This is a genomic window from Labrys sp. Lb11, from assembly GCF_057554225.1.
In genome coordinates, this window is record NZ_BAAJOT010000005.1 from 88331 (window position 1) to 107182 (window position 18852).

An 18852-nucleotide genomic window follows, 5' to 3' on the forward strand; every position below is an offset into this window, starting at 1 on the left:
GGATGAGGGCGGCATGGCGGGGGCCTCGGGGGTGGCGGCGATCGTCATGGCGGCGCAGGGCGTCACTTGCAGGGGTCCGGCGTCGGCTCGAAGTCGCCCCAGCCGCGGCCGATCCATTCGTCGGCGTTCTCCGCCACCACGGTCGGCGAATCCGGCAGAAGCAGGCGCTGCCCCGGCAGGTCGTAGGCCTGCTGGCCCGGAATGTCCTTGCCCATCAGCTTGTAGAGCGCCGCGCGCAGGCCGATATCGGCGATGAACGGCGTGTAATTGCCGTCGGCGCCGAAGGTGCCGGCCTTGACGGCCTTGAAACCGGCGTTCGAGCCGTCGAACGTGTAGTGACGGATCTTGTCGCCGCAACGCTTGGCGCGGGCGATGGCGAGTTGCGCCCCCCACGAGGACTCCTCGGCATGGGAGAACACGGCGTCGATCTTCGGATGCGCCGTCAGGAAGTCCTCCATGATCGGCACGGCCGGCTCCCGGATCCACTGGCCGTCGCCAACGGCCAGGACCTTGATGTCGGGATAGCGGGCGAGGATGTTCTTCATGCCCTTGTCGCGGTCGATGGCCGGCGAGGACCCCTTCAGCCCGGTGATGACGACGATATCGCCCTTGCCGCCGAGATCCTTGGCCATGCGCTCGGCCACCCGCTCGGCCATGGTGACGTTGCTCTGGCCGATGAACAGCGTCTTGTCGGTGGGGACGTCGCGGTCCATGACGATCAGCGGAAGGCCGGCGCTCTGGACCGCACGGGCGGCCGGCACCAGCGCCGCCGACTCCACCGGGCTCAGCAGCACGGCATCGACGCCGCGCGCCAGGAGGTCGCGCACGTCGTTGTTCTGCTTCGCCACGTCGACATTGCCGTCGAGCACGACCAGCTTGATGTTGGGATGGCGGCACGCCTCGGCCTGCAGCGATGCCAGCATGGACACGCGCCAGGGATGGTTGAAGGCGGTCTGCGAGAACCCGATCGTCAGATCCTTGACCGCGCCGCCGATGGCGACCGGCCCTTCCTCCAGCGGCAGGATGTCGGTGAAGGGAAGCTGCTTGTAGGCGGCGAGCAGCTCGGTGCAGGTCTTCTGCGTGATGGGCTGCTTGTCCTCGGCCAGGGCCGAGGAGGCCGGCAGCACGGCTGCGACCGATAGAGCAAGGCAAAGACGTTTCAGCATTGGATCGGGTTCCCTCTTGCTGGCATGACGGATGCGCATGCCGGATTGGATGGCTGTCGTTGCGAATGGAGGCGTGTCGCCGCCTCTCCTTCATGGTCGCGATCGAGACGCCTGCCCGGTCACCGGCCGGCGAGCCACCTCGCCAGGTTGAGCCACAGCCTGGGATAGCCCTCCCAGCCGACGAAGGCGGGCGGGCCCCAGTGGGGACCGCAATCGGACGAGAACACCGCGCTCCGGCCGGCGCCGACGGTCCGGACGGCGATGAAGGGATGGTCTCCGAAGCTGGCCACGAGATGCGAGCCCGGCCTGAGGCGTGACTTGTTGTAGCCCAGGAACTGCGGCCAGTCCGACAGGCCGGCGACCGTGGGGTGGGCCGCGTCGATGATGCTGGGGCGGATGCCCTGCGGCTGCTCGCTGCGATCGTCCGAGGCCTGGAGCGCCACCGGCAGGATGTCGTCGATCGGGCTGCCGTGATAGTTGCCCTTGGCTTGGATGCCCTGGAACGTCAGGTAGCCGCCGACCATCAGGAGACCGCCGCCCTGCCGGACGAAATCGGCCAGCAGGTCGAGACGGTTGGGCGTGGGCTCGGAGCGCACCAGCGTGCGGTCGGGAAGCAGCAGGGTGTTGGCGCCGATGTCGCTGAGGACGACGACGTCATAGGCCGCCAGGGCCTCCTTCGTAACGGGAAAGCTGTCGGCGGCGATGTGGCTGGGCTGGTAGGTGACCTCGACGCCGCCGCCGCGCAGGGCGGCGATCATCTCGGTGCCCCCCTCGTGATAGGAGGAATTCTCGAAGGAATCGAAGCCCTTTACATGGATGCTGTACGTCATCCAGGATTCGCCGGCGTAGAGGAGGCGGATCGGATCAGTCACGGTTGTCGTCTTCCATCTGTTGATTCTCGAGCGGGGCCGCTGCCGAGCCGGCACAGCGCCGTCCCGCCGCAAAGCTCGATGAGGAAAGGTCGCGCATGAAACCCAGGCCCTGTGGCGAAGCGGAACCGGCCGCCATCGAATGTGTTTGCAATTGTCATGACGTTCGTACGATATGACAGCAATGTGGAACGATCCTCTCCCAGAGTCCAGCCCTATTCCGCTCTGGTTCCAGATTGCCGAGCGGTTGCGGCACGCGATCACCCAGGGCGTGTTCTCGTCCGGCGACACCCTGCCGTCCGAAGCCAAGCTGAATGCGATCTTCGGCATCAGCCGCGCCACCTCGCGGGCGGCCCTCGACAGGCTCGAGCAGGAGGGCCTGATCAGCCGCAAGTCCGGCAAAGGGTCGGTCGTGCTCGGCCGCCGGGTTGATCAGCCGGCAAACCAGATGCTGGGCTTTGCCGACGACATGCGGCGCCGGGGCCTGCGCCCGTCCTATGAGGCGCTGTCCGTCGGCCGTGTCCGCGCCTCCGCCGAGATCGCCGAGGCCCTCGGCGTGCACGTCAACGCCCTGGTCTATCAGTCGCGCCGCCTGCTCAAGGCCGACGACATGCCGATGGGGATCGCGATGTCCTGGCTGGCGCCGCAGCTGTTTCGCGACGTCGCGCCGCCGACGGCCACGGAACTGAGCGAGGGGTCCCTCTATGACTGGCTCAACCGCAAGTGCGGCGCGACGATCGCGCTCGCGAGGGAGTTCATCGAAGCCGCGATCGTCCCGGACGAGATGGCGGCCGAGTTGCAGATCGACAAGGGCGCAGCGGCTCTGGTGGTCCGCCGCCGCTCCTACGCCATGGACGGATCGCCGATCGAATACGCCGTCCTGCATTTCCGCGCCGACCGGTATCGTTTCCACCTCGAAGCGGGCGTGATCGTCTAGGGCAAAGCGCGTTTCGGTGGAAACGCACTTTGCTCTAACTCCTTGTTTCGACGCGTCTTTGCGACTTGACGCGATTCCGTCAGATCGCAAAACGCCTTGGCGGCCCGGCTCCCCGGGCCTTGGCGGTCGCGGCGCCTGCGGCCGTCGGGCGGTGGTGTGCCGCCGCAGGCGAGCTTCCCTGCCGGGCTGGCCACGGCCGGAAGGCGACGAAGGCTGTGCGCCATGCAAGCCGCGGAGGCCCCGGCGTCGCCCGGCCGGGAGGCGAGGTCCGCTGTCCGGCGCCTTAGGCGACGAACAGCATCACCACCGCCGGCCCGCTTCCGGTCTGCCTGACCTCCTCGCCGACGAAGCCCGCCCGCGCATAGGCCCGGCGAGCCCGATGGTTGTCCTCGTCCGGATCGATCGCGACGACCGGTGCTCCCTCGGCGATCAGGGCCTTGGCGAGCTGCCGCAGGAGGGCGCTGCCATGGCCGCGTCCGAGCATGTCCGGCTCGCCGCCCAGGACGTCGATGGCAACCGTCCCGGGCGGCAGGTGCGCCAGGTGCGTCTGCGGCCAGGCGCGGACGGGGTAGGCTTGGACATAGGCGAAGGGGCGCCCGTCATGCTCGACGACCCATTGGCGCATGGCCGGCTCGTCCAGATCCTGCGCCAGCAGGGTCAGTTCCTCATCGGGATCGCCCCACCAGCGTGCGACCTCCGGCGTCCTCAGCCAGCCTGCCGCCATCGGCAGGTCGGCGGCGATGAAGGGGCGGAAGCGATAGGCCAAATCGGTCATCGGAATCGTCGGGGCCGGCCTGACTGGAGCTTATCCCAATCGCGGCGAGACGCGTGGCGGCGGACCGGATTCCGGCCGGCTCGCCTCCTGGACGACATGCCGCATCAGATTGTTCCCTGCCGCAGGGTGCGGCGCAGCGCCAGCGCCAGGATGAAGCCGGCGAGGCCCGCGGTGCCGACGATCGCGGCCGCGGCAGGCCAGCCGAAGGCGTCGATGGCCCCGCCGACGGCGACCGGGCCGACCACCTGACCGATATTGCTGCCCTGCATCACCAGCCCGAGCGCGACGGGCGCCAGCCGCTCGGCCGGTGCGGCCTGCGGCGTGGTGGCCAGCAGCGTCGCCGGGATCAGGCCGCCGACCCCCGAGAACAGCACGCAGAGCAGGAAGGTCGGCGTGTCCGGCAGGAGGTTGAGGAAGATGCCGAGGCCGGCCGCCGCCATGGCCAGGCTCGCCGCACCAATGAGGGCGGACCGCGCCACCCCGCGCGACAGCAGAAGGCCCGCGCAGAGATTGCCGACGATGTTGGCGCTGGTCGCCACGGCGCTGAGCAGGCCGGCGGTGCGCAGCGACACGCCCATCCGGTCCATGAGCAGCACGGGCAGGAAGCTGAACAGGGCAAAGAACATCAGGCTGTAGAGCGTGAATGTCGTCGCCAGCAGCGGCGGGCCGCCGGCGCGCATCACGGCTGCCGCATCGCGGCCGAGCGCCTGCCATGACAGCGGTACGCCGACGGCCGGGCGCGGCACAGCGAGGGCGACGCAGCTGAAGGCGGCGACGGCGAGGGCGCCGACACACCACCATGTCGCCTGCCAGTCGGGGAAGAGCGGCGCGGCCAGCATGGCCAGCGCCATGCCGGCCGGCATGTAGCAGCTCCAGAATGCGAAGGCGATGTCCCGACGTTCCGGCGCCACCACCCGCCGCAGCACGGCCGGGCCGGCCACGGTGACCAGGAGGAAGCCCAGCCCTTCGATTACCCGCGAGCCCAGCAGGGCGGCGTAGCCGCCGGAGAGGGCGCCGGCGGCCGACCCCAGGACCGTCGCCGCCAGGCCGAGCAGGAGGACGCGCCGGTCGCCGATTGCCGCGACCACGGCGCCGACGGGGATGCCGCCGACCGTGCCGAGAACGGCGAAGATGGCGGTGAGCCAGCCGACCGCGCCGAGCCCGATCCCGAAATCGGCCTGCAGCAGCGGGGCGGCGATTGCGGCCTTGCCGACCTGGAGCGCGGCGACGATGCCGGCGCCGACGACCACCGGGACGACTGCCCGGTCCATCCCCGGGCGGTCCCGGACGGCGGACAGCGTCGCCATCAGGCGGCCTCGAAGTGCCGCGACCGGGGGGGCGGCTCCGGGCCGGCAGGCGGAGGAATGCAGGACGGGAAGCTCGGTCATGGCATGTCCTTGGATCGGGCGATGCGCGGCGGCGTCGGCAAGGCCGGTTGGAGCGCCGGGACGGTATCGCCCCGGGCAAGCCCGGCAGCCCGGGAATGACCGTTCGGGGCAGTCGGGGATACTGGCATGATGCGTGTCTGATCGACGAGCCGAAAGAGTTGTCGCAGCGTCAGCGCGGGCCGGGGATCGGCGCCGTTCCCGACAGCAGCGGGCGCCGGCGTGCCAGCCGTTCGGCAAGCAGGTCGAGCACGGCGCGGATCCGCGGCACGCGCCGCAGGTCCGGGTGGGTGATCAGCCACAGGCTGGCGCCCATCTCCGGCACGGGTGGCGACAGCCGTTCCAGCCGGTCGTCGACATCGCCGAGGAAGCAGGGCAGGGGCGCCGCGCCCATGCCGGCCCGGGCCGCGGCGCGCAACGCCGTCAGCGAGCTTGCCCGCAGCACGATGCGCCGCGGCTCGACGTGACGGGCGATCCAGCGGGCCGAGCCGAGATGCGACAGGTTGTCGTCCGGGGCGAGCCAGTCGAGGGCGGCGAGCTCGGCATCGGCCCGGCCGTCGCGATAGGCGGGGGCGGCATAGACGGCGGTGGCCACGTCGGCGATCCGGCGCGCCACCAGGCCTTCCGGCGCCTGCTCGGCCGGCCGCACCGCGATGTCCGCATCCCGGCGCGTCAGCGTGAAGAAGCTGTTGGCGGTCACCACCTCGACGACGAGCCCGGGATGGGTGTTCTTCAGCTCGGCCAGGACGGGGGCGATGAGGTCGAGCAGCGTCTCGGGCGCGGTCAGCCGGACGATGCCGGTCGGCCGGACGTCATGGCCGGCGAGACGGCGCTCCAGTTCGTCCAGCTCGCCCAGCATGCGCCGGGCGACGGCGATCGCCTCCTCTCCGGCGGCGGTGGGGGCGTAGCCGCTCCGTCCGCGCTCGAACAGGCGCGTGCCGAGCCGTGCCTCCAACGCCCCGAGGCGGCGCCAGGCGCTGGCATGGTTGACGGCGATATGCCGGGCCGCGCCGGCGAGCGACCCGGCCCGTGCCAGCGCCTCCACCAGGTGGAGGTCCTCGAGCAGGAAGGAACCTTGTTTCAACTGCAAGCTCCATTTGCTGATGCAGCATATTTTCTTGCGTGGATGTAGGAACGATCTTCCGGGCTGTCACCCCTGTCGAAGCATCGGGACTATCCCATGACCCGCCTCATCCTGGTCAGCCACAATCTCTGCCCCTATGTGCAGCGCGCGGCCATCGCGCTCGCCGAGAAGGGCGTGCCGTTCGAGCGCCTCACCGTCGACCTGGCCGACAAGCCGGACTGGTTCACCGCCCTGTCGCCGCTCGGCAAGGTGCCGCTGCTGCGGGTTGCGGCGGCGGAGGGCGAATCCGTGCTCTTCGAGAGCAACGTCATCTGCGAGTACATCGAGGAGACCCTGACCGGCCCGAGGCTGCATCCGGCCGACCCGCTGGAGCGGGCCCGGCATCGGGCCTGGATGGAGTTCGGCTCGGCCGTCCTGGCCGACATCTGGGGCCTGGAGACGACCGGCGATCCGCGGGTCTTCGAGGCGCGCCGCGCTGCGATCGCCGCCAAGATGGCGCGGATCGAGGAGGCGATCGCAGGTGTGCCTTACTTTTCCGGTGGCTCCTTCAGCCTGGTCGATGCCGTGTTCGCTCCGATCTTCCGCTATTTCGACCTGTTCGACACGCTCTGCGACCTCCGCATCTTCGCCGGCGTGCCCAGGGTGCGGGCCTGGCGTGCGGCGCTGGCCGAGCGGCCGAGCGTGCGCGCCGCGGTCGGGGCCGACTATCACGGCCTGCTGCACGCCTTCCTGGTGCGCCATGACGCGCATCTGCTCAAGCTGGCGGCGTGAGGACGCCATGACCCAGACCGTTGCCTGGATCGCACTGGTGGCCGCCGGCCTGCTCGACGTCGCCTGGGCCGTCTCGATGAAATATGCGGAGGGCTATACGCGCCCCGGCTGGACGCTGCTGTCGCTGGTGTTGCTGGCCGCGTTCGTCGTCCTGCTCGGGCGGGCGTTGCAGGTCCTGCAGGTCGGGACGGCCTACGCGGTGTGGACCGGCATCGGCGCCGCCGGCACCGCCATGCTCGGCGTCGTCCTGTTCGGCGAGGCGCTCGGGCCGGCCAAGCTCGTCGGCATCGTCCTTGTGCTCGCCGGCATCGCCGCGCTGAAGATGGCGCCGGCGTGAGGGCGTGGCCTGAGCCTCCCAGGTCCGGGCCAGCCTCGGGCATCGGTCTGCTTGGCGGCCGGAACCGGGAACCGGCCGGGGCGGCAATTCCCCTGGCCCGTGCGAGAGGGCGCGGCCTCGCCTGTGCCGCGGCGTCGGCCGGTCCCCTCTGATCCGAAGACCCTGGTCGCGACAGGGAGCGGAGGCCGCGCGGCGTTACGCTTCTGCGGCCCCCGCGGCGCGTTCGAGCTCGCGGATATGGGCCTGGAGCAGGGCGGCGGCCCTGGCGACGTCGCCCTGCCGCAGGGCGTTGAAGATGCGCCTGTGGGCGTGGCTGGAGCCCGGCTGCCAGCCGGCCGAGCGGGTGGCCGAGAAGATCACCCGGGAATTGGCGAGCTGCAGGTCGTCGAGCATGGCGAGCAGCCGGGGCATCCGGCAGGGGGCGACCAGTTCCCGGTGAAAGTCGCGGTTGGCGCGCTCCCAGTTGACGAGCGTCTGGGCTTCGTCGCCTGCCCGCATGGCCCGCTCGATCTTCTCGAAGCTGGCGGCATTCAGTCGCGGCGCCGCATGGGTGAGAGCAAGCGCCTCGAGCGTGGCGCGGATCTCGACGGTCTCCTGCATCGAGGCGTGATCGAGCGGTGCCACCCGCATGCCGCGGCGCGGCTCGCTGATCGCGAGGCCCCGGGCCCGCAGCAGCTGGAACGCCTCGCGGGCGGGGACATGGCTCGACTCGAATTCGTCCGCCACCCGATCCTGGCGCAGCGGCATTCCCGGCGCCAGCTCGCCGGTGACGATGCGCTCGGCCAGGACACGGGCAATGCGCTCAGCTGTGGTTTCCGCCATGACAGTCTCATAGATTATCTATGATAAAAGGGAATGCGTCACTGCGTGGGTTTCGTATAGTGCGGCAGTTGCGGACCTTAATAGTAGATTATCTATGATTTGGCAACATTGGGATCGCCGGCACCCGATCTCGCGCCGTCTCCCGTCGCGCCCGCTGCCGCGGGCCTTGCCATGCGAGGATATGATGCCGACACCTTCGGAATGCCCGGCCGCCACTGTCGGGCCCTGGACGCTCGCAGATGCCCGGGCGTTGCACGACCTGCCGTTCAGCGATCTCCTGTTCCGAGCCCAGGCGGTGCATCGCCGGCACTTCGATCCGAACCGGGTGCAACTCAGCAAGTTGCTCAACATCAAGACCGGCGGCTGCCCCGAGGATTGCGGCTATTGCAGCCAGTCGGCGCACCACGCCACGGGCCTGAAGGCCGGGAAGCTGATGGCGGTCGATGAGGTCGTCGCCGAGGCGGTGAAGGCCCGGGACGGGGGCGCCACCCGCTATTGCATGGGGGCCGCTTGGCGCAGCCCCAAGCCGCGCGACATGGCGGCGCTCGCCACCATGGTCCGCGAGGTGCGGGCCCTCGGCCTCGAAACCTGCATGACCCTCGGCAGGCTCTCGCCCGACCAGGCTGCCGCGCTCGCCGAGGCCGGCCTCGATTATTACAACCACAATGTCGACACCTCCGAACGCTTCTACGGCGAGGTTGTCACCACCCGCAGCTTCGCCGATCGCCTGGAGACTCTCGGCCATGTCCGCGAGGCCGGCATCAAGCTGTGCACCGGCGGCATCCTCGGCATGGGCGAAAGCGTCGACGACCGCATCTCCATGCTGGTCACCCTGGCCAACCTCGCGCCGCCGCCGGAGAGCGTGCCGATCAACCGCCTGATCCCGATGCCGGGAACGCCGATGGCCGAGGCCGCCGCGGTCGATCCTATCGCCTTCGTGCGCGTCGTCGCGCTCGCCCGCATCCTGATACCGACGGCCCATGTCCGCCTCAGCGCCGGGCGCACGGCCATGAGCGACGAGATGCAGGCCCTGTGCTTCCTGGCCGGCGTCAACTCGATCTTCGTCGGCGACATGCTGTTGACCGCGGCCAATCCGGGCGAGGACAGGGATTCGAGCCTGATGCGCCGCCTCGGCCTGGCGCCGATGACCGCGGAGACTGCCGAATGAGCCCGGACGGCTCCGCCCGCTACGAGGCGCTGCTGAGCCGGCTCGAGCGCAAGGGGCGCCGCCGCGTCCTGGCCGGGCAGGGCGGCCTCGACTTCACCTCGAACGACTATCTCGGCCTGGCCGCATCGCCGCGGCTCAAGGCCGCGATGATCGCCGCCCTGGAGCGTGGCGTGCCGGTGGGCGCCGGCGGCTCGCGCCTGCTGCGCGGCAACAATCCCGAGCACGAGGCGCTGGAGGCGGAGGCCGCCGCCTTCTTCGGCTCAGAGCGCATGCTCTATTTCGGCAGCGGCTATGCCGCCAACCTCGCCATCCTTTCCACCCTGCCGCAGCGCGGCGACCTCGTGGTCCATGACGCGCTGGTCCATGCCAGCGTTCATGCCGGGCTCACGGCCGGGCGGGCCCGGGCCGTCGCCGTGCCGCACAACGATGCCGGCGCCTTCGACGAGGCCATCGTGGCATGGCGCCGGGCCGGCGGCACGGGACGGCCCTGGATCGTGGTCGAGAGCCTCTATTCCATGGACGGCGACAAGGCGCCGCTGGCGGATCTTGCCGCCATCGCCGAGCGGCATGACGGCTTCCTCCACATCGACGAGGCTCATGCCACCGGCGTGCACGGCCCAGGCGGCCGGGGTCTCGCGGCGGCGCTGGCCGGCCGCGGGAATGTCGTGCTCCTGCACGGCTGCGGCAAGGCGCTGGGCCTCTCCGGTGCGCTGGTCGGCGCCAGCCGGGTGCTGTGCGACGTCCTGGTCAACCGCGCCGCCCCCTTCATCTATGCGACGGCGCCCGCGCCGCTGCAGGCCGCCGGCGTGCGCGAGGCGCTGGCCATCCTGGTCGGGGAACCGGAGCGGCGGGAGACCCATGGCCGCCTGGTCGCGTCGGCCAATGCCGCACTCGCCGGCCGCCTCGGCCGCCCCGGCAGCGGCTCGCAGATCCTGCCGGTCGTGCTCGGCGACGTCGGCCGCACCCTCAACGTCGCCGGGCGGATGCAGGCCGAGGGCTTCGACATCCGCGCCATCCGTCCGCCCACCGTTCCGGCCGGCACCGCGCGCCTGCGCCTCGCCGTCACGCTCAACGTCGATGCCGCCGCGATCGCCGCCATGGTCGAGCGGCTGGCCGCGGCCCTGGAGGCCGAACCGTGAGCCGGGCGCTGGTGGTGACCGGCACCGACACCGGCGTCGGCAAGACGGTGTTCTCCGCCGGCCTCGCCGACGCGCTCGGCGCCGGCTACTGGAAGCCGGTCCAGTCCGGCCTCGACGGCGAGACCGACAGCCGGACGGTGCGCCGGCTCGGTCGCCTGCCGGACGAACGCATCCTGCCCGAGGCCTGGCGCCTCGCCACGCCGGCCTCGCCGCACCGCTCGGCCGAGATCGACGGCGTCGCCCTGGCGCCCGCGGCGCTGGAGCCGCCCGGCACGCCCTGGCCGCTGGTGATCGAGGGGGCGGGCGGCCTGCTCGTGCCGCTGACGCGGCAGGAGACCTTCGCCGACCTGTTCGCGCGCTGGAATCGACCCGTCATCCTGTGCGCGCGCACCAGCCTCGGCGCCATCAACCACGCTCTCCTGTCGCTGGAGGCGATGCGCCGGCGCGCCATTCCCGTCCTCGGTGTCGCCTTCATCGGCGAGGCGCAGCCGGACACCGAGCACACCATCGCCGCCATGGGCGGCGTCCGCAGCCTCGGCCGGCTGCCCCGGCTCGATCCACTGACGCCTGAGGCGTTGCGCCAAGGCTTCGCGCGGCACATCGACCTCGCCGTTATCGAAAGGGCCGTCGCATGACGCAAGCTGCCTCGCCGTCACCCGTCTGGCATCCCTTCACCCAGCACCGGCTCGACCCCGTCACCACACGCGTTCTCAGCACCGAAGGCGCCCATCTCGTCGATGAGCACGGCCGCCTTGTGCTCGACGCCATCTCATCCTGGTGGGTGATCACCCATGGCCACCGCCACCCCGCGATCATGGCTGCGATCCGGACGGCCTGCGACCGGTTCGACCAGGTGATCTTCGCCGAATACACCCACGAGCCGGCGGAGGCATTGGCGCGAGGGCTGATCGGGCTGGCGCCGCCGGGCCTCGCCCATGTCTTCTACTCCGACAGCGGCTCGACCGCGGTCGAGGTCGGCCTGAAAATGGCCCTCGGCTTCTTCCACAACCGGGGAACGCCGCGCTCGCGCGTCGTCGTGATGGAGCACGGCTATCACGGCGACACCGTCGGCACCATGTCGGCCGGCGCGCGCGGCGTGTTCAACGCCGCCTACGCGCCGCTGCTGTTCGGCGTCGACACCGTGCCGTTTCCCGAGCCCGGCCGCGAGCAGGACACGCTGGACGCCTTTGAGCGGGACTGCCGTGGCGGCGATGTCGCCGCCCTGCTCATCGAGCCGCTGGTGCTCGGCGCCGGCGGCATGCGGATGTACCGGCCTGAAGTGCTGGCCGAGCTCCGCCGCATCGCCGCGGCCCATGGCGTCCTGATGATCGCCGACGAGGTCATGACCGGCTGGGGCCGGACGGGAACGCTGTTCGCCTGCGAGCAGGCCGGCATCTCGCCCGACATCCTCTGCCTCTCCAAGGGCCTCACCGGCGGGGCGTTGCCCCTGGCGGCGACACTCTGCACGTCCGAGATCTTCGATGCGCATCTGTCGGAGGACCGTCGCCGCACCTTCTTCCATTCCAGCTCCTACACCGCCAACCCGATCGCCTGCGCCGCGGCGCTCGCCAATCTCGGCGTCTGGCGCGACGAGCCGGTGGCCGATCGCATCGCCGCCTTGGCGCAGATGCAGGCCGAGCGCCTGGCGCGGTTCCGCGCCGATCCGCGCTTTACCAGCGTGCGCCGGGCCGGCACCATCGCCGCGCTCGACCTCGCCGTGCCGGCCGCCGGCTATCTCGCCGATGTCGGCCCGCGGCTGCGTGCCTTCTTCCGCTGCCGGGACCTGCTGATCCGTCCCCTCGGCAATGTCATCTACCTGATGCCGCCCTATTGCGTCGGGGAGGGCGACCTCGACCGGGCCTATGCGGCGATCGACGCGGCGGCCGACCTCGTCGGGGCAGGGCGACGGTGAGCCGGGTGCTGTCGAGCCGGCTCGCCGGTTTTGGCCATGCCGTGCCGCGCCGGCGGGTCGAGAACGGCGAGATCGAGGCGCGGCTCGGCCTCGAGCCCGGTTGGATCGAGCGCCGCACTGGCATCCGGGCGCGTCGCTGGGCCGAACCCGGCGACACGCTCAGCGGCCTCGCCGCCAAGGCCGGCGCCGCGGCGCTCGACGATGCCGGCCTCGATCGCGGCGACATCGCCCTTGTCCTGCTGGCGACCTCGACGCCCGACCATCTCCTGCCGCCCTCGGCGCCGCTGCTGGCCCATCGCCTCGGCCTCGCGAAGGCCGGCGCCGTTGATCTCGCCGGCGCCTGCTCGGGCTTTCTCTATGCGCTGACGCTCGCCGACGGCTTCGTCCGGGCGCAGGAGCGGCCGGTGCTGATGGTGGCGGCCAACATCCTCAGCCGGCGGATCAACCCGGCCGAGCGCGCCAGCGCCGTGGTGTTCGCCGACGCGGCCGGCGCCGTCGTGCTGGCGCCGTCTCGCCGGACGGGCATCGGGCTCCTCGGCACCGACCTCGCCGCCGACGGGCGGCACTACGGCCTGATCTCGATTCCGGCCGGCGGCAGTTCCCGTCCCTTTGGCCCGGGCGTCGAGGCGCATGAGACGCTGATGACCATGCCCGACGGCCGGTCCGTGTTCGCGGAGGCCGTGCGCATGATGGCGCAGTGCTCCCGGCAGGCGATGGCCCATGCCGGGATTGGCCCCGCCGGGATCGACCGCTTCGTGCCGCACCAGGCCAACACCCGCATCTTCGAGGCGGTCGCGCGCGAGCTCGGCCTCCCCTGCGAGAGGACCCTGCGCAGCATCGAGGAGTTCGGCAATTCGTCGGCCGCGACCATCCCGCTGTCCCTGTCGCTCGCCCGGCGGGAGCGTCCCTTCGCGTCGGGAGAACGCCTGCTCCTCACCGCCGCCGGCGCCGGGATGACGGGCGGCGCCGTCGTCGTCGGCTTCGGATAGCGGCTGCCTTGCGCGGGTGTCACGCCTCGGCCGCGGCCTCCCGGGCTCGCCGCAGCAGCAGGTCGCGTTCGCGCCGGTTGGTCGCCAGGGCGGCGGCCTGCTCGAAGGCGGCCCGCGCCTCCGCGTGCCGGCCGAGCCGGACCAGGAGGTCGCCGCGCACGCCCGGCAGCAGGTGGTAGCGCTTCAGCGCCGGTTCCGCGGCGATCCGGTCGAGGATGTCGAGCCCGGCCTGCGGGCCCTCGGCCATCGCCACCGCCACGGCGCGGTTGAGCTCGACGACCGGCGAGGACGTGAGCCAAGCGAGCTCGGCGTAGAGCGCGGCGATGGCGGCCCAGTCGGTGGCGGCGGCGGACGGCGCCCTGGCGTGGCAGGCGACGATAGCGGCCTGCAGCGCATAGGCGCCGCGCTCGCCGCCGAGCGCTTCGGCCTGCGCCAGGGCCGCGAGGCCGCGGGCGATCTGCGCCTGGTCCCAGGCGGTGCGATCCTGCTCCGTCAGCAGGACGGCGGCGCCGTCGGCGGTGGTGCGGGCGGCGGTGCGCGAGGCGTTCAGCTCCATCAGGGCGACGAGGCCGTGCACCTCCGGCTCACGCGGCGCGAGGGTGGCGAGGAGGCGGCCGAGACGGAGCGCTTCCTCGCACAGCTGCGGGCGCATCAGGTCGTCGCCCGCGGTGGCGGCGTAACCTTCGTTGAAGATGAGGTAGACCACCTCCAGCACCGAGGCGAGGCGCCCGGCCAGCTCCGATCCGCGCGGCGTCTCATAGGCGAGGCCCGACTCCGACAGCGTGCGCTTGGCGCGCAGGATGCGCTGGCCGATCGCGGCCTCGGTCGCGAGGAAGGCGCGGGCGATCTCCTCGGTGGTGAGGCCGGCGATCAGCCGCAGCGTCAGCGCCGCCCGCGCCTCGCGCGACAGCAGCGGGTGGCAGGCGGTGAAGATCAGCCGCAGCATGTCGTCGCCGATCGCATCGTCCAGGGCGGAGTCGAGGTCCGGCATGGCCTCCTGCTCGGCTTCCAGCTCGCGCGCCAGGGTCGCGTGCTTGCGCTCCAGCATCTTGTCGCGGCGGAAATGGTCGATGGCGCGGCGCTTGGCGGCGGCGAGCAGCCAGGCGCCGGGGCGTTCCGGCACGCCCGTCCCGGGCCAGCGCTCCAGCGCGGTGACCAGCGCCTCCTGGGCCAGCTCCTCGGCCAGGCAGACGTCGCGCGTCATCCGCGCCAGCACGGCGATGAGCCGGGCCTGTTCGTCCCGCCCGACGGCGAGGATGGCACGATGGGTGTCGGCGACCGTCACGGCCGCCGATTATCTCACGCATCGGTCCGGTGCAAGACGTGCCTGGCCTCAGCCGCACTGCCCGACATCGGCCATCGGGCGCATCTCGCACGTGCCTTCCCAGCCCTCGCCATATTGCCTGTGCAGCTCCATGAAGGAGACGGCGCTGGCGAGGGCCTCCTCGCGGCTCGCATAGTCGAAGATGGCATAGCCGCCGACGAACTCCCGGGCTTCGACGAACGGGCCGTCGGTCACTTCGATCTTGCCGCCCCTGAGCTCGACCCGTGCGCCCATGGCCATCGGCATCAGGCCGCCCATGTCGACGACATTGCCTTCCTTCATCACCCGCTCGGTCAGCTTGCCGATCTCTTCCATCAGCCGCTGCGGCGGCGGACCGGCGGAGGCCGGCGACGTGACCAGATACATGTACCGCATGGGAACTCCCTGCCGTTATGCCGCGGCGCCATTGCCGCGTCATGACCACGACGAACGAGCGCGCGCCGGCACGACAGGGCGCACGAAAAAAATCTGCGGCTGGGGAGGGAGCAGCCGCTCATCCGTGAATTCACGAACGGGACGCGTTGCCGCCGGCTCTGAACTTTTCCGTCTGGCTCTGTGTCCTATTCCTTGAACAAGAGGTCCTTGTCGTTGGAATATTTGATCAGCAGCGGGATGCTCGCGCCGCCGATCGCCGGGGCGAGGTGGCCGAACGTGCCCTCGACGACCGTGAAGGGCTCGGGTCGGTCGAGCAGCAGCCGGGCCAGCCGCTGCCGGGCCGCACGGGCGATCTCCTTGCGGACGGAGCGGGGCATGGCCCCGTCGATCACCAGCGTGTCGATGTCGAGCAGGGCGGCCGTGCCCTGGGCCGCAAAGGCCAGTCCGTCGGCGACCTCGTCGATCCAGCCGGGCAGGGCCCCCTCGAGGCCGCTCCAGTCCTCGGGCGAGGAGCGGATACGCTCGGCATCCGCCGGGCCGAGTCGATCGGCCAGGGCCTGCAGGGCGACGATCCGCTGCAGCGCCGCATCGGCCTGGCCGCCGCGCCGGGCCGGCACCCGGAACTCGCCGAGCGCGCCCGCCAGCTTGTTGCGGCCCGGGAAGAGGTGGTGGTCGAGCACCAGGCCGCCGCCGATGGCCTGCCCGACATAGGCGTAGAGGAAATCGGGTCGGCCCAGCCCTGCGCCGAACATCAGCTCGGCGCCGGCGGCGACCATGGCGTCGTTGAGGAGGAAGACCGGCCAGTCGAACAGCCGGTCGAGCTCGGCGCGGATATCGATCTCCCGGGCCGGGCGCAGGCCGGTTGTGGGCGGCGCGGCCTCCTCGCCCCAGTCCCAGTGCTGGAACGGCAGGGCGATGCCGAGGCCGGCGATCCGCTCCGGCGCGATCGCCTTGTGCTTGCGGCAGATGCGCGTGATCGCCGACCGGGTGAAGGCCATGACGCCTTCCGGCTTCGTTGCCTCGAAGCCGGTGCGTTCGAAGGCGACGACTTCGCCGACGAAGTTGACGAAGGCGATGTCGGCGCTGAGATGGTCGACCCTGAGGCCGAACGCATAGGCAGCCTCGGGATTGAGGGCGTAGGGCACCGAAGGCTGGCCGAGCCGGCCGCGCAACGGCTCGCGGCGCAGCAGGAGGCCGCCGGCTGCGGCGCGGTTGACGATGGTGGTGATGGTCTGGGGAGCGAGGCCGGTGAGCCGGGTCAGATCCGCCTTTGACAGTTGGCCGTGCCGGCGCACCAGGCTGACGATCAGGCGCTCGTTGTAGACGCGCGTCTCCGCCTGCGTGGCGCCGCCGCTGCCGCCGTCGGCGATCTTCTCGACGCTGTAGAAGCTGCTCCCGGTCACGCTCTCGCTCAACCCCCTTCAGCTGGAGCGCCGGCCTGTCCCACGTCGCCCGGACGGGCGCAGCCGGCACCGCGAACGGACGCCTGCCGTCGCGTTGCCCGGAAATAGTACGCCAGCTTGGTCGTCATGGCCGGGCTGAAAGGTCACGCCCAATCAACAACAGAAGCACATGGTCTCGGCCGACGCCTTAGCGCCGACACGCTGACCTAGCAATGCGCGCTCGCGCAGGCAACGACTAATTACTTCCACTGGAAAAATAATGCTATCCCTGCGATGCCATGATATGCGTCCATCGGGTCATGCGGGAGGAGCCTCGTGCCACAGATTCGAACCGTGCTCTGCTTCGGCGATTCCAACACTTACGGCGCCGTGCCGACGCTGGCGCGCAGCGGCGCTCGCCGCTATGCGCCGGACCGGCGCTGGCCGGGCGTGATGCGCCGCTCGCTCGGCGGCGACTGGCACGTGATCGAGGAAGGGCATCCCGGACGCACCACCGTCTGGGAGGATCCGATCGAGGGCGTGCACAAGAGCGGCCTGAGGGCGCTGCCGGTCTTGTTGGAATCGCACATGCCGCTCGACCTGGTCATCCTGGCGCTCGGCACCAACGACCTGAAGCACCGCTTCTCTGCAACGCCAGCGGATATAGCTGATTCCATTGAGGTTTTGGTGCGCGCCATCCGGCGCAGCGAGGCCGGGCCGGGCGGAGAGGCGCCGGCGGTGCTGGTCGTCGCTCCGGCGCCGATTCTGGAAATCGGCCGGTTCGGGGACATGTTCCGCGGCGGCGCCGCCAAGTCGGCCGAACTCCCGGGCCATATCCGCGACATGGCGCAACGGGCCGGCGCCGCCTTTGTCGACGCCGGCGCCGTCATCGAGTCCAGCCCGGTCGACGGCATCCACCTCGACGGCGAGGCGCAGCGCATTCTCGGCACCGAATTGGCCAAGGCCGTTCAGGCGCTCTTCGCCGCCCGGTAGGGTCCTTGGTGGTCTCTATAATTACTTCCACTGGAAAAAGTTTTTGACTCGCTGTTTTGGAAGTGAGTTACTGCACCGGGATCTGCGGCCGGCGGCGGCTCGGCAGGCGCCGTCCGGCCCGGCAAATCAAGCAACAATCGAAGAGGGAGGACGCCGAATGTCAGCGAATCGGGACAGGGGATTGGCGGCGGTGCTGGCGGTCGGGCTGCTGGCGGCCGGCACGGGCTGGGGCATGGCCGAGGACGGACCGCCCGGCCTCACCAAGCCGGAGGTCCTGGCTCCGTTCAATCCCGGCGCACCCGCCTGCACGCCGCCGCCGGGGCTGAGCAAGGTGCTCGCCTTCGCCCAGGACAATGAGCGCGAGTTCATGCAGGGCGTCGACCTGGGGCTCGCCAAGGCGGCCAAGGATCGCGGCCTGGAATACCGGCGGGCCCTGGCCAACAACGACGCGGCCAAAGGCGTCGAGCAGGTGCAACTGTTCCTGGCCTCGAAGGTGGGCGCGGTGGTGGCCGCGCCGGTCGATCCGGCCTCGATGAGCCGCAGCCTGCAGGAGATCATCTGGTCCGGAGGCTATGTCGGCACGATCGTGCCGCCGCCGGCGACCTCGCTGCTCAATGCGCCGCAATATCTCACCGGCAAGGTGCTTGCCGAGGCAGCGGCCGCCTACATCAAGGACAAGCTCGGCGGCAAGGCCAATGTCGTGCTGCTGACCCATGACAGCATGGAGTTCCTGGCGCCGCGCTTTGCCGCGATGCGCGACACGCTGAAGCCGATGCCGGGCGTCAGCATCGTCGCCGACATCTCGCCGAGCCCGGTGAACAAGGAGGGCGGCTTCGCCACCATGAGCACCATCCTCCAGGCCCATCCCGACGTCGATGTCGTGCTCGGCGCCGACACCGTGGTGCTCGGGGCGCTGGCGGCGCTGCAGGCCGCCGGCAAGGCCAGGGCGGACCAGTTCCTCGGCGGCATCGACGGCGAGCCTGAGGCGGTGGCCGAGATCAAGAAAGGCGCCGACAGCCCCTACAAGGCCAGCATCGCCCTGTCCTCGCCGGTCTTCGCCTATGCCATGGGCCAGCATGCGGCAGACTGGCTCGAGGGCAAGAGCATCCCGCAGGCGATGGACATCCTGCCGACGGCGCTGACCACGGCGAACCTGCCGCAATATGAGGCCGACCGCGCCGATCCGGCGGCGGTCTATGCCGATCCGGCGCGCCGCGACGCCTATCTGAGGATGTACGGCAACATCTGCTACGACACGCGCGACAGGTACGTGAACTTCCCCTGGTCGTCCGAGGCGAAGTAGCGGCCCTTCGGGAACGCGTGAATCGAGAGCCGCCTTGGCTGATGCCTCTGCTTGCGGCAGTGCGGGACGCCACGGTTCCGGCCTCATCGCGACGCCTGCGTCTTCCTTCCCCGCAAGGGGG

Annotated in this window: 19 protein-coding genes; 10 read left to right on the forward strand and 9 right to left on the reverse strand. The window is 70.8% G+C overall.

What is annotated here, in order from left to right; genetic code table 11:
- Nucleotides 1-62: 62 nt before the first annotated feature.
- Nucleotides 63-1166, reverse strand: coding sequence for a substrate-binding domain-containing protein (locus AC27L4_RS19120; RefSeq protein WP_487143948.1), 1104 nt, complete (start codon nucleotides 1164-1166; stop codon nucleotides 63-65).
- A gap of 119 nt (nucleotides 1167-1285) precedes the next feature.
- Nucleotides 1286-2038, reverse strand: coding sequence for a glutamine amidotransferase (locus AC27L4_RS19125; protein WP_487143949.1), 753 nt, complete (start codon nucleotides 2036-2038; stop codon nucleotides 1286-1288).
- Between the two features lie 181 nt (nucleotides 2039-2219).
- Here AC27L4_RS19125 and AC27L4_RS19130 point away from each other — a divergent pair, with 181 nt between their 5' ends.
- Entirely contained in the window at nucleotides 2220-2972 is a 753-nt protein-coding gene (locus tag AC27L4_RS19130) for a GntR family transcriptional regulator (protein WP_487143950.1), read from the forward strand.
- A 283-nt stretch (nucleotides 2973-3255) separates the two neighbouring features.
- On the opposite strand, the gene AC27L4_RS19135 is transcribed toward AC27L4_RS19130, so the two are convergent.
- The 3 genes from AC27L4_RS19135 to AC27L4_RS19145 all read right to left on the reverse strand — a co-directional run bounded on the left by AC27L4_RS19135 (nucleotide 3256) and on the right by AC27L4_RS19145 (nucleotide 6216).
- Complete coding sequence (locus AC27L4_RS19135; RefSeq protein ID WP_487143951.1) at nucleotides 3256-3747, reverse strand: GNAT family N-acetyltransferase; 492 nt, start codon at nucleotides 3745-3747, stop codon at nucleotides 3256-3258.
- A 104-nt stretch (nucleotides 3748-3851) separates the two neighbouring features.
- A complete protein-coding gene (locus AC27L4_RS19140) occupies nucleotides 3852-5135 on the reverse strand; it encodes an MFS transporter (protein ID WP_487143953.1) in 1284 nt (427 codons plus the stop codon).
- A gap of 169 nt (nucleotides 5136-5304) precedes the next feature.
- Nucleotides 5305-6216, reverse strand: coding sequence for a LysR family transcriptional regulator (locus AC27L4_RS19145; RefSeq protein WP_487143954.1), 912 nt, complete (start codon nucleotides 6214-6216; stop codon nucleotides 5305-5307).
- A 96-nt stretch (nucleotides 6217-6312) separates the two neighbouring features.
- Here AC27L4_RS19145 and AC27L4_RS19150 point away from each other — a divergent pair, with 96 nt between their 5' ends.
- The gene (locus AC27L4_RS19150) at nucleotides 6313-6987 is read left to right on the forward strand and encodes a glutathione S-transferase family protein (RefSeq protein ID WP_487143955.1); all 675 of its coding nucleotides are present in this window, start codon (nucleotides 6313-6315) and stop codon (nucleotides 6985-6987) included.
- A gap of 7 nt (nucleotides 6988-6994) precedes the next feature.
- Nucleotides 6995-7324 (forward strand): DMT family transporter, encoded by a 330-nt coding sequence (locus AC27L4_RS19155; RefSeq protein ID WP_487143956.1) that lies wholly within the window; start codon nucleotides 6995-6997, stop codon nucleotides 7322-7324.
- Between the two features lie 195 nt (nucleotides 7325-7519).
- On the opposite strand, the gene AC27L4_RS19160 is transcribed toward AC27L4_RS19155, so the two are convergent.
- Entirely contained in the window at nucleotides 7520-8146 is a 627-nt protein-coding gene (locus AC27L4_RS19160; RefSeq protein WP_487143957.1) for a GntR family transcriptional regulator, read from the reverse strand.
- A 184-nt stretch (nucleotides 8147-8330) separates the two neighbouring features.
- Between AC27L4_RS19160 and bioB the strand changes: the two genes are divergently transcribed.
- From bioB to AC27L4_RS19185, 5 genes are read left to right on the forward strand one after another with little or no spacing between them, the layout of a single operon-like run.
- Nucleotides 8331-9314 (forward strand): biotin synthase BioB, encoded by a 984-nt coding sequence (bioB, locus tag AC27L4_RS19165; RefSeq protein WP_487143958.1) that lies wholly within the window; start codon nucleotides 8331-8333, stop codon nucleotides 9312-9314.
- Complete coding sequence (locus AC27L4_RS19170; RefSeq protein ID WP_487143959.1) at nucleotides 9311-10453, forward strand: 8-amino-7-oxononanoate synthase; 1143 nt, start codon at nucleotides 9311-9313, stop codon at nucleotides 10451-10453. The genes bioB and AC27L4_RS19170 overlap by 4 nt, the downstream gene beginning before the upstream one ends.
- A complete protein-coding gene (gene bioD, locus AC27L4_RS19175) occupies nucleotides 10450-11088 on the forward strand; it encodes a dethiobiotin synthase (RefSeq protein ID WP_487143960.1) in 639 nt (212 codons plus the stop codon). The genes AC27L4_RS19170 and bioD overlap by 4 nt, the downstream gene beginning before the upstream one ends.
- On the forward strand, nucleotides 11085-12365 hold the full coding sequence (locus AC27L4_RS19180; protein ID WP_487143961.1) for an adenosylmethionine--8-amino-7-oxononanoate transaminase: 1281 nt from the start codon (nucleotides 11085-11087) through the stop codon (nucleotides 12363-12365). Before bioD ends, AC27L4_RS19180 begins: the two co-directional genes overlap by 4 nt.
- Entirely contained in the window at nucleotides 12362-13354 is a 993-nt protein-coding gene (locus AC27L4_RS19185; RefSeq protein WP_487143962.1) for a beta-ketoacyl-ACP synthase III, read from the forward strand. Before AC27L4_RS19180 ends, AC27L4_RS19185 begins: the two co-directional genes overlap by 4 nt.
- Before the next feature lie 19 nt (nucleotides 13355-13373).
- Here the strand turns inward: AC27L4_RS19185 and AC27L4_RS19190 are convergent, their stop codons facing one another.
- From AC27L4_RS19190 to AC27L4_RS19200, 3 genes are all read right to left on the reverse strand, one after another.
- A complete protein-coding gene (locus AC27L4_RS19190) occupies nucleotides 13374-14639 on the reverse strand; it encodes an RNA polymerase sigma factor (RefSeq protein ID WP_487143963.1) in 1266 nt (421 codons plus the stop codon).
- A gap of 48 nt (nucleotides 14640-14687) precedes the next feature.
- Nucleotides 14688-15053, reverse strand: coding sequence for a YciI family protein (locus AC27L4_RS19195; protein ID WP_487143964.1), 366 nt, complete (start codon nucleotides 15051-15053; stop codon nucleotides 14688-14690).
- Between the two features lie 185 nt (nucleotides 15054-15238).
- Entirely contained in the window at nucleotides 15239-16456 is a 1218-nt protein-coding gene (locus AC27L4_RS19200) for an ROK family transcriptional regulator (protein WP_487143965.1), read from the reverse strand.
- A gap of 315 nt (nucleotides 16457-16771) precedes the next feature.
- Here AC27L4_RS19200 and AC27L4_RS19205 point away from each other — a divergent pair, with 315 nt between their 5' ends.
- Complete coding sequence (locus AC27L4_RS19205; protein WP_487143966.1) at nucleotides 16772-17428, forward strand: SGNH/GDSL hydrolase family protein; 657 nt, start codon at nucleotides 16772-16774, stop codon at nucleotides 17426-17428.
- A gap of 157 nt (nucleotides 17429-17585) precedes the next feature.
- Nucleotides 17586-18731 carry a sugar ABC transporter substrate-binding protein gene (locus AC27L4_RS19210; RefSeq protein ID WP_487143968.1) on the forward strand — a complete coding sequence of 382 codons (1146 nt, stop codon included), beginning with the start codon at nucleotides 17586-17588 and terminating at the stop codon, nucleotides 18729-18731.
- The last annotated feature ends 121 nt before the right edge of the window (nucleotides 18732-18852 follow it).